Genomic DNA, 12,512 nt, shown 5'->3' with positions numbered 1-12,512 from the left:
GTTATGCGACGGCGTGCAGGTTGCCGTCGGCGCCGGCGAGGCAGCGAGCCGAGCCCGTGCCGCCGTTGACGAACTCGGTGAGGCAGCGGCCGAGCTGCGCGTGGGCGGCTGCGTTCGGGTGGAACGACTGCTGGGCCAGGTGCAGGCCGATGGCGTCCAGGCCGCCGGTCACCAACGCGTAGGGGTCGACGGTCAGCCTGCGCTGCCACTCGCCCGCGGAGCTCTCGCCCTTGCTGCACGCCTCGCGGTTCTCGGTGGCGCGGGAGAAGTCGAGGAACTTCACGCCCGCACGGGTCGCCACGCCGCGCAGTGCCTCGGACAGCTGCGGCACGGCGACCGTGCGGCCGTAGGCGGCGTCGGCGAGGCGCAGCGGGCAGCCCTGCGGGCCGTGCAGGTAGCGGTCCATCTTCTCGGTCACCGGCGAGGCGTACGAGGTGAGGATCAGGTTGTAGGACGAGGTGGCGTACCCGGCCTGGGTCATGGCGGTGCGGACGTCGCGCAGGGCGTTCTCGACCTTCGGCGCCATGCCGGCCAGCCTGCCGGGCCACTCGCGTTCCAGCGCGGAGCGGCAGCTCGGGCCGAACGGGTTCACCCACGCGGCGACGCAGTCGACCATGGTGTCGGCGAACCGGACGTCGTCGTTCGCGCCGACCTGCACCACGACCGTCGTGACGCGGTACTGGCGGGCGATGTCGATCAGCCGCCGCGCCTGGGAGCCCTCGGTGTAGTGCACGGTGTCGGCCAGCGACACGTTGGCCGAGTCCGCGCCCGAGCAGGCCAGGTTGAACGTCCGGTCGGCGAGCTGGGTGCGGTGGACCATGGCCTGGGTGGAGCGGTGGCACCAGTTGCCGTTCTGGCCTTCGGTGCCCGGTTCGTAGGACCCGGCGCCTTCGCCGGACATCGCGCTGTCGCCCAGGGACACGACGGCGGTCTGCCGGTCGTCCACGGCGCCGGCCGTGGCGGGGAGCGCGAGGAAGGTGGAGCCGGTGAGCAAGAGCGCGCCGACGACGGCGCCAACCTGTTTCCGCGACACCGCAGGCCTCCAAGGGTGTTGCCGTCGATCGGACGTCATCCGACCGTAGGGCGCGCGTAACGCGCCGACAACGTCCGATCGGCTGCTTTGGCCGGGCCTTCGGCTGTCCGCAGGCCGCCGGCGGGTCGTCCACAGAGGAGCGTGGCGGCGATCAGCCCCAGGTGGCGAGGTGCTCGGCGCAGGCCCGGGACACCTCGGCCTCGTCGGAGGAGTCGGTCAGCGTGCTCAGCGGCAGCCCGGCGACGGCGTGGGTCGGCGAGTCCTCGACGATCTCGGCGGCCTTCTGCGCCGCCCACCGGTAGCCGGCCCGATCGTCGGTGAACATCCGGGCGACGCGGGTGAAGGACAGCGCGGCGGTGGCCACGTCGGCGGACGGGATCGACGCGCCGCAGTCGGCCAACGCGGCCGGGAGCACGTCGCGGACTTCGCCGGCGTGCTTGCCGCTGAGGCCGGCGAGCGTGCGCACGTCGTCACCGTCGTGCCCGGCGACCAGCCAGTGCGCGGCCCAGCCGGGCGCGTCCTCGACGGGTACGGCGTCCACGGCCGCCCAGAGCGCGACCAGCCTCGGTGTCGGGATGTCGGGCATGGCGCCCATCCTGCGGTGGGCGGTGTCCTGTTGTCGAACGGAAAGCAGCGGTGATGGAGAGAGGCCGCCGTGGGCCCCCGCCGCACCCCCGGTCGGGCGGCGGGGTCCACGGTGCCTCGGATCAGCCCGGCCAGGGGCTGAAGTGGTCGGCCACGACCGTGGTCAGGCCGCCCACGCTGAGCCGGCCGTCGACCTCGATCACGCGCAGCCCGTGCTCCCGGGCCCGGTCCACCACGTCCGCGGCCGGCAGGCGGTCCCGTTCGAGCCGGTTCGCCTGTGCGCGGTCCGGGTCGCTCACCTCGGCGGACACCTGCGCCGCCCTGGGCAGGTCACGCAGCCGGCGTCGCCGGAACGCCTCGGTCGGCACCAGGAACACGGCCTGCCGCGGGTCGGCGAGCGGCGGTGCGACGACTTCCGGCCGCAGACCCCACCCCTCGGCGACGAGCGGACGGCCGCTGGACAGGGCGCGCAGGTCGTCGAGCACCATCCCGAAGCGCCGGACCGGGAGCCGCCCACCGCGGGCGGTGACTGCCGAGTTCACTCTTACGCAGCAACGAATCGGGCATATCAGTGCAGCTCACGGGGTATTCGAGAGGTCCCCACCGGTTCGACGAGGAGCAGGATCATGGGCACCTCAACCTCTTGTGTCGGGAGGTCGTGATGGCGCAGTCGCGGGACCTGATCGACATCCGCAGCGGAGACCTCTTCCACCAACCCGTCCCGTACGGCCTGGTGTACCCGACGTGCACGGCGGACGGCGAAGCGCCGCCCAGCCAGCGCGGCCGGACGTGGGAACACCTGGCCGCGTCGGGCCGCGAGCTGCAACCGGTTTCCCGGTGAAGCGCGGCGGCCGTCCCCTAGGGGTCGTGGGCACAGTGCCCGCGGCCCCTTTTTCTTTGCCAGGAAAGGAAAACGGGCGACGGCGGTGCTGCGGTGGCCGCACACGGGGTGAAGGGGACACGACGCGCCGATGGGCACGACCGAGCTCGCCCTTCCACAGTGGACGGTCGAACGGGTGCCGGAGAACGAGGCGGAGCCGCGTGCCGAGGACGTGGAGCAGCGGGTGGTGGCGGCCGTGGACGAGGCCACTGGCGAGGTCGTGGGGCTGACCGAGGTGGCAGGTGTGCGGAACCGTCCCGGCGAGGGCTTTGCGCGTGGCCACCGGCTCACCCGCCGTAGCGAAAAGCCGGCTGGTTGTCGGTGGTGATCGGTAAGCTTCACGGGCGGACCACAGCGGAGGAGGCAGCCGAGTGACGGCGAGCGACGGGCGGTTGGTCGGCGACCTGGCCAGGGCCATCGACGAGTCGGACTTCGCCTGGTCGCTGGTGCTCGTCGGCGAGGACCAGCGGGACAAGCTGGCCGCGTTGACCGGCGACCTGCTCGGCAAACCGTCGTCCAACGGCGACGGCAAGCAGATCACCTCCGGCTACGCCTACTGGGGCATCGGGCCCACGATCGCCTGGGCGCACGCCTGCGCCGACCCGTTCTACCTGGTGATGAAGCAGAGCCTGGACTCGTTCACCCGCCGGTGGGGCCGGGTGCGCGGCCGGATCGGCGAGGGTTTCCACCACGTCAGCTTCGGCGTCGGCACCGGGCACAAGGACCGGCTGATCCTGGAGCACCTGCTCGAGCGCAACCCGGGGCTGCTCTACCTGCCCGTGGACATGAGCTCGGAAATGCTGCGGCTCGGCACCCAGGAGGCCACCCACCGCGTCGGCCTGCGCGGGCACCGGGTGGTGCCGGTGCAGCTGGACTTCTCCATCACCGACAACCTGGCCGAGCTGCGGCAACTGGTCCACCGGCTGGTCGGCGACGAGCCGGTGCTGTACTCGCTGCTGGGCAACACGCTGGCGAACTTCGACCACGACGACGAACTGCTCGCGAACCTGACCGCGCTGGTCCGGCCGCAGGACCTGTTCCTGCTGGAGGTCGCCACCACCGAGGCGTTGAGCGACGACCTGGCCCGCGACGCGGTCGAGGAATACGCCCGCAGCCGCGCCTACCGCGAGTTCGTGACCAGCGCGTTGCTGCACAACACCGACCTGACGATCAACGTGGACGCCGTGCAGTTCCGCGGCTCGGTCGAGGGCGACCGGGCGTTGAAGGTGAAGGTCGTCTACCAGAACCAGACCGGCGACGACATCCTGATGATGCTGCCGGACCGGACCAGGGTGGCGTTCCCGGACCGCGACACCATCCGGCTGTACCTGACCCGCAAGTACGCGCGCAAGGCGTTGGACCCGATCGTGCGCGCGGCCGGGATGCGCAAGGTCACCGGCACGCACTCCGACTTCGCCGTGCCGCGTTCGGCCCAGGGCTTCGGGATGGACTTGCTGCTGCTCGCGCCCGGTGAGCCGGTGCCCGCGCCGAGGCCGGACGACGACGTGGCCCGCGTCATCTGGGAGAACTGACGCCGATGACCCGCATCGCCATCACGGCGCTCACGTTCGGCGCGCTCGCGGTGGCGATGGCGCTGGGGTTGAGCTGGTTCGTCGTGTCGCCGCCCGGCGAGCGGTGGGAACCGGCGGTGAACTCGCTGGCGCTGCTCGCGGGCATCACCGGCATCTTCGCCGAGCGGTGGGCGACGCAGCGGGAGCAGCGCAAGCAGGCGCTCGACTCGATCAGGCTGGAGATGGCGCGCAACCGGGAGACGCTCGACGGTGAGGCGTTCAGCGCGTCGAGCTCGCGCGGCAGGCGGGTGTACCCGCGGCTGGTGCAATCGGCGGTCGACTCGGCGTTGTCGTCGGGTGCGCTCAGCCCGCACCGGGACGCCGAGCTGATCGACCTGCTGCACCGGTGGCGCACGGCGGTGGCGTCGGTGAACCGGCGGTTGGAGCTGACCGAGATGCTCGTGTTCACCAGCCCGTCCGACGAGAAGGCCGAGCAGTTCCACGCCGCGCTGCACAGCGCGAGCAGCTTCTTCCAGGGTGTGCGGACGCTGCTGGACGAGGCACAGGCCACCCTCGGCGGGCTACCCGTGCGGCGTTGACGCTCGGCGCCCGGCCGGCGCTCGGCACTTGTCTCGCGCTCGGCGCTTGGCTCGGCGCTTCACCGGCGCTTGGCGCCCGGCCGACGCTCGCGCTCGGCCGGCTTGGCCGGGCGCTCAGCGCTTGGTCGATGCTCGGCGCCTGACCGGCGGTCAGCTCGCGGCCAGGAGTTCGCGGTCGTCGTGCACGAGGTTCAGTCGAGCGACCCACCGCGCCACCGCCACGGGCTCCGGCCGGACCGGTCCGCGCAGCCTGGCCAGCACGAACGGCGGCTCGGCACTGTCGCTCTCCACCGCCACCGACCAGCCCCGACCCTCTTCCCACAGCAGGGCGACGTCCCGGTCGGAGAACCCCGGCAGGTGACCGTCGAGGGCGAGGTAGGCACCCAACCGCGAGGTGTCGGCCTGCACGCACGAAGACTCGCCGCTCAGCCCGAGCGCCCGCGTCACGTCCGAGACGTAGGCCAGCAGCGCGCGTACCGCGCTCTCGTCATCGATCTCCCACTCCATCACGCATCACCATCCCCGCCCCCGAGGTTCACGGTCCACGCCGACCACGCGGCGCGATCCGGGGTAGCCCGACCGTGGGGTTTCGAAACCCGGACGTCCGGATTGTTGGTCAGGGACGTGGCGTGCCGACCGCGACCCCGGCGATGTCGTCCAAGTACTCCGAGGTGAACCCACCGGCCACGTTCTCCGCCTCCGCGATCACCACCGTGACGCCGTCGACCAGGTCGGAGTCGTAGTTGTGCGCGGTGAACGGGACGTCCGCGATCCTCAGCAACGAGCCCGACAGCGGCGTGATGTCACCCGTCCCGTGGATGTCCTCGACCCGCTTGAACTCCCGCGCCTTGTCACGGTCGTCGAACTCCACCCAGGCCACGAACACGACCGCCGTCCCACCCCTGTCGTCCGTGACGGTGAGCAACATCCGGTCCAACGCCACGCACGGCACCGCCTGCAACAACTCCCGCACCTGCCCGAACGAGTGGGACACGCACTCACCATCGGCCCGAGTCACCCGATCGACCACGCGGAGCCCGGCGTCACGCCACATCTCGTCCGGATCGTCCGGGACCACCCCACCCGCACCCACCGCGACCGCCCCGGCCAACGCCGCGGCAGCGATCACCCCACCCGACCCCACACCGCCCACCTCCACCGACCGGCACCCGTCACCCACTGGTACCCGGTTCGACGGTAGCTCCCACCTGCCGGCCCTGGACACCCCCAGCCCAGCCCCGGCCCTCAGACCCAGCCCCCGACCGCCACGCCCCCGCCAACCGCGCCCACGTGCCCGCCATGCCCACGTGCCCGCCATGCCCGCGCGCCCGCCATGGATCCTCGCCCACCGCGCCCGCAGTGGGCCTGCGCTCGCCATGGCCCTGCACGCGCCATGGACCCGCGGCCACTCATCGGCCTCAGCCTTGGACCCGCGGCCACTCATCGGCCTCAAGTGCCCGTCTCAGACCACCCGCAGTGCCTCCCGCAGAGACCGCTCAACTTCACCTGCCCACGCCTCCCCGCCGCCGGGCCGGCCGTTTTCTCCGGCTAACGTGAGAAATGCGATTTGGGTTGTCAAAGGTTGCACTCTTCGCCCAGTCGTGTGACACCCGCTCAAGGTCCGAACGCCTCGATCACGGCCGCCATGTCCGCGCCCTCCCCCACCCGCTCGGCCGCCATCCGGTACTGGTCGTTCAGCACCCGCATCAGCCGGTCGTCGATCCCCGTCGCCGCCATCGCGGCCAGGATCAGCTCGCTGTCCTTGACCGCCCCGTCCACCCCGAACGACGGCGGGAACTCGCGGTCGATCATTGATCGGCCCTTGACCTGCGCATACGTGCTGTCCACGGGACCTCCGGCGATCGCCTCGAGGAACGCGTCGGGATCCAGCCCCAACCCCCGCGTCAAGGCCACGGCCTGCGCGGTCGCGGCGGTGATCGAGAGGACCCACGAGTTGGCCGCCAGCTTCAGCCGCTGCCCGTCGCCCGCGCGCTCACCCGCCCACACCGTGCGGATCGCGATGGCGTCGAACACCGGCGCGACGACCTCCCGCAAGCTGACCGGCCCGGCCGCGAGCACCGTCAACTTCCCCTGCTCGGCGGGCGCACGAGTACCCAGCACGGGTGCGTCCACGAACGGCACGCCGTAGGTCGCGGCCAGTTCCGCCAAGTGCTCGACGCCGGCCAGCCCCACCGTGCCGCACTGCACCCACACCGCGCCGTGCCCGACCGAAGGCAACGCCTCCGCCATCACCCCCGCGGTCGCGTCGGCGTCGAACAGCATGGTGATCACGACGTCCGCGCCGACGACCGCGCTCTTCGGGTCGTCGGCGACCAGCGCGCCGTCGTCGGCCAGCGAACGCGCCTTGGCCACGCTGCGGTTCCACACCACGACGTCCACCTTGGACCGCAGCAGGCTCCGCGCCATCCCGGCGCCCATCAGACCCGTTCCCAACACCACCACGCGCATGGCCCCAAGATTCCACCAAGGACGGTGGACCGCATCATGAGGCCAGGTAGGTGGGTGCCCGGCGGGCGTGCGCGGCTCGTTCGAACGCGGCGGCGAAGCGCAGCACGGTCGCGTCCGCCCGGTGACCCGCCATGAACGACACGCCGATCGGCAACGGCCCCGCGAACCCGGCAGGCACGGTCGCGTTCGGGTAGCCGGACACCGCCGCGGGCGTCGAGGACCCCAGCTCGAAGGCGTCACCGGTGCCGTACTCGGTCCGCCACGCCGGTCCGTTCGTCGGGGCCATGATCACGTCCAGCCGGTGGGCCGCGAGCACCTCGTCGATCGAACGGCGGGCGAGCGTGGTCGCGGTGCGGCGCTGTTCGACGTACGTCGGGTCGGTCACCGGCGGTGCCTTCGCCGCCTCGACGAACAGCTCCTGCCCGAACTTGTCCAGCTCCACCGGGTCGGCCTCGTTGAACGCGATCAGCTCGACCAACGTCCGCGGCACGCCCGGCCGGGTCTTCAGGTACTGCTCCAGGTCGTGCTTGAACTCGGTGATCAGCGCCGGGAACTCGGCGGCCTCGACCTGCTCCTGGTACGGCAGCTCGACCTCCACCACCACGGCACCGGACCGTCGCAGCACGTCCACCGCCGCCCCCACGACCCGGTCGGCCTCGGCGTTGCGTCCGGCCTTGCGCCACACGCCGATCCGCTTGCCGCGCAACGTCGCCGAGCCGAGGTCGGACGCGTAGTCGACGCCCTCGCCCTCCAGCGCGGACATCAGGATCGCCGCGTCCACGACGTGCCGCGCCATCGGGCCGGCGGTGTCCTGGTGGGACGAGATCGGCACGATGCCGTCGCCGCTGACCCGGCCGAGCGTGGGTTTGAGGCCGACGATGCCGTTCTGACCGGAGGGGCAGACGATGGAGCCGTCCGTCTCCGTGCCGACCGCGACCTGCGCCAACGACGCCGCCACCGCCGCGCCCGAGCCGGACGAAGACCCGCACGGGTTGCGGTCGAGCACGTGGGGGTTGTTGGTCTGGCCGCCGACCGCCGACCACCCGGAGGTGGAGGACGTGGAGCGGAAGTTCGCCCACTCGGACAGGTTCGTCTTGCCCAGCACCACGGCGCCGGCGGCACGCAGGCGGCGCACCAGTTCGGCGTCGTCGCGCGGTGGCACGCGCAGGGCACGGGAACCGGCGGTGTTGCCCAGGTCCTTGGTGTCGATGTTGTCCTTCAGCAGGACCGGGATGCCGTCCATCGGGCCTCTGGCGCGTCCCTGCTTGCGTCTGCGGTCGCTCTCGGCGGCTTGGGCCAGTGCTCCGGGGTTCACCGCGACGACCGCGCGGACCTTGCGGTCGACCGTGTCGATGCGGCGCAGGTAGGCGCGGGTGAGGTCGACGGAGGTGAGGGTGCCCGCGTCCATCCGGCGGATCAGGTGCGGGATGGTGGCCGCGTCCAGGTTCGGGACCGGGCGGGTGTGGGCGTTGGCCGGCGGTGCGATGACGAGCACGCACAGCAGGGCCGCGAGCAGGGATCGCATGGTGGTAGCCCAGACCCGGGGACCGGTCCCGGTCAACCCGCCGTTGGTCGGCTGCTTCGGTTCCGGGTGTCGCGGATCAGTTGCCCGCGTCGTTCTCGCGGGTGGCGGCTTCGCGCACGCGGGCGTGCAGGCGTTCGCGGATCTCGTCGGGTGTGTAGGCGCGGCGCTTGCGTTCCGCGCGTGCGATCACCACTCCCGTCGCGGCGACACCCGCGACACCGGCCAGACCGAGCAGCTTCCACCAGCGCATCTGCCTAGGCTACCGGGATGGCTGGAACGAAGATCGGTCTGGACGAGGCGGTCGACCTGACCCGCACCGGTGACGTGTGGTTGTTCCGCGGCAGCTCGGTCGCCGACCGTGCGATCCGGGTGACCACGAACAGCCCGGTCAACCACGTGGGCATGACGGTCGCCGTCGAGGATCTGCCGCCGTTGATGTGGCACGCCGAACTGGGCCGCTCGCTGCCGGACGTGTGGACCGGTACGCACCACCGGGGCGTGCAGTTGCACGACTTGCGGGACGCGGTGCTGGTTTGGGCGCGCAAGTACGGGCAGCGGGCGTGGCTGCGGCAACTCGACCGGGCGACGACCCGTGAGGAGGACGATGCCGTGCTGCAGACGGTGGCGCGGCTCAACGGGACGCCGTTCCCGTCCACGGCGCGGTTGGCTTCGCGGTGGCTGCGGGGGCGGTTGCCGAACTTGCGCAGGTCTTCGGAGGCGGCGTCTTTGGAGACGGCGTATTGCGCGGAGGTGGTCGCGGTGACGTACGAGGCCATGGGGTTGCTGCCGGCTGGGCGTCGGGCGAACTGGTACGACCCGGGGCGGTTCTGGAGCGGGGATGAACTGGACCTGTCCGGGGGTGCCCGATTGGGTGAGGAGATCGCGGTGGAGATACCGGTGGAGTGAGCAGGGGTCGCTCGACTCACTCGATTGGGCGAAGAATGCAACCTTTGACAACCCACATCGCATTTCTCACGTTAGCCGGAGAAAACGGCCGGCCCGGCGGCGGGGAGGCGTGGGCAGGTGTCGGGGAGGCGCTCGGTGGCAGCAGTGAGCGGGGGTGGTGTGGCGGGGGTGGTGTTCGCGCGGTTAGGCGGGGTGGGCAGCGGGTGGTGGCTTCGTTGAAAAGGGGCGTGTGGGGGTGGTTGCCGCCCTAGCATTCGGTTGGTGAACAAGCGTTCGAGCGTGGCGTTGGTCGCTGTCCTGTTGACCGGGTGCGTTGCGGAGGCCGGGGTGCCGCAGGGCGCGCCCGAGACGGGGTTGCTGGGCGCGCTGGCGGGGGTTCGGGCCACTGCCGAGTCGTCCGTGCTGGTCGAGTACGGCGACGTGGCGGCGGTGCGGGCGTTGTCGGGCAAGGACGCTGAGCGCTTCCGCGGCCTGCTGGGTTACGGGTACTCCGATCTCGCCGGGCACAGTCCGGTGTTGCCCGAGCTGGTGGGGTTCGACCCGGCCGAGGCCACGACGGCGTTGCGGGTGGGGCAGCCGCCGACGTGGGCGGCTGTGCTGCGGATGGAGGTGGACGTGGCGGCGGTGGAGGGGAAGCTCGCCGGGTTGGGTGGGCGGCGGGAGGCTTCGGGGACTTGGGTCACCGGGGAGGACAACGGGATCGACCCGGACGGGCCGTTGGCGGAGGCCGGGATCGTGACCGGGTTCCAGCGGGTCCGGGTGGAGTCGGGGGCGGTGCGGCGGTCGGTCAGCGGGGAGGCGTTGAAGTGGGTCACCGAGGCGCCCGGGGACAAGTCGTTGGCCGACGACCCGATGATCGGTGAGCTGGCGCGGTGCCTCGGTGACGTGTCGGCGGCGGTGATCAGCAAGCCGAAGAGCGGGTTGCCGGTGGCGGCGGGGGTGCGGACGACGCCGGACGGGGAGGCGACCGAGGTCGTCTGCGTGCCGGACGAGAACCCCAAGGCGCTCATGGACCTCGTGCGGACGAACCTGGAGGCCCCGCCGTGGTCGGAGGTGCTGGGCGGTGCGTCGGTGGAGCAGCCCGCCGACCAGACCGGGGTGGTGCGGGTGCTCGCGCCGACCACGTCGGATGCCCGGGTGGGTCGGGTGCTCGCCGCGTCGCAGCGTGGGGAGCTGTCGACGTTGTTCGGCTGAGCGGTGATCGTGGTCGGCGCACGCGCACGGCCTAGTCGAGCCGCTGGGCCACCTGGTCGCGGCGGGCGGCGACGGAGGAGCCCGATTCACGGCGGGCCATGCGGCGCAGGACGACGGTAGCCAGGGTGAGGCCGAGCGCGGTCCACGCGCCGAGTGCGATCACGGTCTCCGGGTGCCGCCACGAGCCGCCGATCTCGGCGGCGGCCAGTGCGTCCGGCAGCAGGGCGGACCGGAGGCCGAGTCCCAGCCAGTACAGCGGGAACGCCTGGCCGATCCACTGCACCCAGCCCGGCAGGGCGGTGATCGGGTAGAACACGCCCGACACCGCCACCAGGCCCATGATCAGCAGGGTGACGAAGCCGAGGCTCTGGGTGTTGCCGAACAGCGCTCCCACGATCGCGCCGAGGGGCAGGACGGCGAGCAGGCCGAGGACCAGCACCCACACCAGGTTCACCCACGTGGACGCCCGGCCGGGTCGCAGGCCGTCGAACAGCAGCATCGCGGGCACGAGGACGAGCACGACGACGGCGACCGTCAACGCGGCCTTGCCCAGCACCTTGCCGACGACGTAGGCGAGCACGCCGTTCGGCGTGGCCTTCGCCCGCAGCAGCGTGCCGTCCTCGCGGTCCATGGTCAGCGCCATCGCCAACCCCATCAGGCCGGTGAACACGGCGTTCATCGCGAGGATGCCCGGCACGGCGTGCGCGCCCAACGGGAAGTCCACGCCGGGCACCGGACCGTCGCCGAACGCGTACATCGCGATCAGCGCCACGACCGGCAACCACAGCCAACCCACCAGCTCGCCCGCGTTGGTCATGGTGTGGCGGAACTCGATGCGGCCGCGACGCACCCCCGCGCGCACGGCCACGGCACGCCCGTTCACGCGACCACCGCCTCGGACTTGTGCTCGGATTCGCGCACCAGCGCCAGGTACACGTCCTCCAGGCTCGCGCGCCGCACTTCGAGGTCGTCCACCGCCTTGCCGTGCTCCTCGAACAGCTCGCGGACGTAGGAGGTGGAGTCGGCGACCGAGAGCACGTGCTCCTCGCCGTGCAGGCGGTACCGCACCTCGGCCTTGCCGGCGATCCGGGCGGCCAGCTGTGCCGCCGTGCCATCGGCGACGACGCGGCCGGACACCAGGATCACGATGCGGTCGGCCAGCTTCTCCGCCTCCGCCAGGTCGTGGGTGGTGAGCAGGATGGTGGTGCCGGACAGGCGGCGCACCAGTTCGTGGAACCCGCGCCGCGCCTCGGGGTCGAAGCCGACGGTCGGCTCGTCCAGGAACAGCAGGTCGGGCTGCCCGACCAGGCCGACCGCGACGTCCAGCCGCCGCCGTTGCCCGCCGGACAGCGTGCCGATCCGCCGGTCGGCGTGGTCGGTCAGGCCGACGAGTCCGATCAGCTCGTCGGGGTCGAACACCCGCTCGCGGTACGGCCGGTAGAAGAGGGTGAGGTAGGACAGCAGCTCGCGCACCCGCCACCGGCCGTGGTCGCGCCACGACTGCAGCACCACGCCCAGCCTGGCCCGCCACGCCTCGTCACCGTGGTCCGGGTCGACGCCGAGCACCTCGACGTCGCCGCCGGACCGCTTGCGGAAGCCCTCCAGGATCTCGATGGTCGTGGTCTTGCCCGCGCCGTTGGGGCCGAGCAGCGCCACCACCTCGCCTCGTTCGACGGTCAGGTCCACGCCTTTCAGCACGTCGGTGGAGCCGTACCGCATGCGCAGGTCGCGCGTGCGCACGACGCGGGGTTTCCGCTGGTTGTCGCCGGTTTCCATGACTTCAACCGTATCGTTGAAGTCCTACGTTTAA

16 protein-coding genes are annotated in these 12,512 nt (G+C 71.8%); 6 read left to right on the top strand and 10 right to left on the bottom strand.

The genetic code is table 11. The features are described from left to right. Nucleotide 1: 1 nt before the first annotated feature. From B0I31_RS23975 to B0I31_RS23965, 3 genes are all read right to left on the bottom strand, one after another. Complete coding sequence (locus B0I31_RS23975) at nt 2-1,033, bottom strand: GDSL-type esterase/lipase family protein (protein ID WP_245950323.1); 1,032 nt, start codon at nt 1,031-1,033, stop codon at nt 2-4. Between the two features lie 151 nt (nt 1,034-1,184). Next, the gene (locus B0I31_RS23970) at nt 1,185-1,619 is read right to left on the bottom strand and encodes a hypothetical protein (protein WP_106617635.1); all 435 of its coding nucleotides are present in this window, start codon (nt 1,617-1,619) and stop codon (nt 1,185-1,187) included. 121 nt (nt 1,620-1,740) lie between these two features. Beyond that, nucleotides 1,741-2,160, bottom strand: coding sequence for a hypothetical protein (locus B0I31_RS23965; protein WP_146173918.1), 420 nt, complete (start codon nt 2,158-2,160; stop codon nt 1,741-1,743). A 119-nt stretch (nt 2,161-2,279) separates the two neighbouring features. Here B0I31_RS23965 and B0I31_RS23960 point away from each other — a divergent pair, with 119 nt between their 5' ends. From B0I31_RS23960 to B0I31_RS23945, 4 genes are all read left to right on the top strand, one after another. Then, on the top strand, nt 2,280-2,459 hold the full coding sequence (locus B0I31_RS23960; protein ID WP_106617904.1) for a hypothetical protein: 180 nt from the start codon (nt 2,280-2,282) through the stop codon (nt 2,457-2,459). A 130-nt stretch (nt 2,460-2,589) separates the two neighbouring features. Continuing rightward, entirely contained in the window at nt 2,590-2,826 is a 237-nt protein-coding gene (locus B0I31_RS23955; RefSeq protein ID WP_106617633.1) for a hypothetical protein, read from the top strand. A gap of 43 nt (nt 2,827-2,869) precedes the next feature. Then, on the top strand, nt 2,870-4,030 hold the full coding sequence (locus tag B0I31_RS23950; protein ID WP_106617632.1) for an L-histidine N(alpha)-methyltransferase: 1,161 nt from the start codon (nt 2,870-2,872) through the stop codon (nt 4,028-4,030). Nucleotides 4,031-4,035: 5 nt separating this feature from the next. Continuing rightward, nucleotides 4,036-4,608 carry a hypothetical protein gene (locus B0I31_RS23945; RefSeq protein WP_106617631.1) on the top strand — a complete coding sequence of 191 codons (573 nt, stop codon included), beginning with the start codon at nt 4,036-4,038 and terminating at the stop codon, nt 4,606-4,608. A 150-nt stretch (nt 4,609-4,758) separates the two neighbouring features. Here B0I31_RS23945 and B0I31_RS23940 read toward each other — a convergent pair whose 3' ends face one another. The 5 genes from B0I31_RS23940 to B0I31_RS40770 form a co-directional block, all read right to left on the bottom strand. Continuing rightward, nucleotides 4,759-5,115, bottom strand: coding sequence for a DUF6292 family protein (locus tag B0I31_RS23940; RefSeq protein WP_106617630.1), 357 nt, complete (start codon nt 5,113-5,115; stop codon nt 4,759-4,761). A gap of 109 nt (nt 5,116-5,224) precedes the next feature. Then, entirely contained in the window at nt 5,225-5,737 is a 513-nt protein-coding gene (locus tag B0I31_RS23935; protein ID WP_146173917.1) for a hypothetical protein, read from the bottom strand. Between the two features lie 485 nt (nt 5,738-6,222). Beyond that, nucleotides 6,223-7,077 (bottom strand): NAD(P)-dependent oxidoreductase, encoded by an 855-nt coding sequence (locus B0I31_RS23930; RefSeq protein ID WP_106617628.1) that lies wholly within the window; start codon nt 7,075-7,077, stop codon nt 6,223-6,225. Nucleotides 7,078-7,111: 34 nt separating this feature from the next. Then, nucleotides 7,112-8,602 carry an amidase gene (locus tag B0I31_RS23925; protein WP_106617627.1) on the bottom strand — a complete coding sequence of 497 codons (1,491 nt, stop codon included), beginning with the start codon at nt 8,600-8,602 and terminating at the stop codon, nt 7,112-7,114. Nucleotides 8,603-8,678: 76 nt separating this feature from the next. Further along, complete coding sequence (locus B0I31_RS40770; RefSeq protein WP_181320306.1) at nt 8,679-8,852, bottom strand: hypothetical protein; 174 nt, start codon at nt 8,850-8,852, stop codon at nt 8,679-8,681. A gap of 17 nt (nt 8,853-8,869) precedes the next feature. Here B0I31_RS40770 and B0I31_RS23920 point away from each other — a divergent pair, with 17 nt between their 5' ends. Continuing rightward, entirely contained in the window at nt 8,870-9,508 is a 639-nt protein-coding gene (locus B0I31_RS23920; RefSeq protein ID WP_106617626.1) for a hypothetical protein, read from the top strand. A 261-nt stretch (nt 9,509-9,769) separates the two neighbouring features. Continuing rightward, nucleotides 9,770-10,702, top strand: a complete 933-nt coding sequence (locus B0I31_RS23915) for a hypothetical protein (protein ID WP_106617625.1) — start codon at nt 9,770-9,772, stop codon at nt 10,700-10,702. 31 nt (nt 10,703-10,733) lie between these two features. Here B0I31_RS23915 and B0I31_RS23910 read toward each other — a convergent pair whose 3' ends face one another. Together B0I31_RS23910 and B0I31_RS23905 are read right to left on the bottom strand one after the other, a co-directional pair. After that, complete coding sequence (locus B0I31_RS23910) at nt 10,734-11,585, bottom strand: ABC transporter permease (protein WP_106617624.1); 852 nt, start codon at nt 11,583-11,585, stop codon at nt 10,734-10,736. Further along, nucleotides 11,582-12,478, bottom strand: coding sequence for an ABC transporter ATP-binding protein (locus B0I31_RS23905; protein WP_106617623.1), 897 nt, complete (start codon nt 12,476-12,478; stop codon nt 11,582-11,584). Before B0I31_RS23905 ends, B0I31_RS23910 begins: the two co-directional genes overlap by 4 nt. Nucleotides 12,479-12,512: the final 34 nt, after the last annotated feature.

The sequence above is a fragment of the Saccharothrix carnea genome (genome assembly GCF_003014735.1).
GTDB lineage: Bacteria > Actinomycetota > Actinomycetes > Mycobacteriales > Pseudonocardiaceae > Actinosynnema > Actinosynnema carneum.
This window is presented reverse-complemented; position numbering and strand designations above follow the sequence as displayed.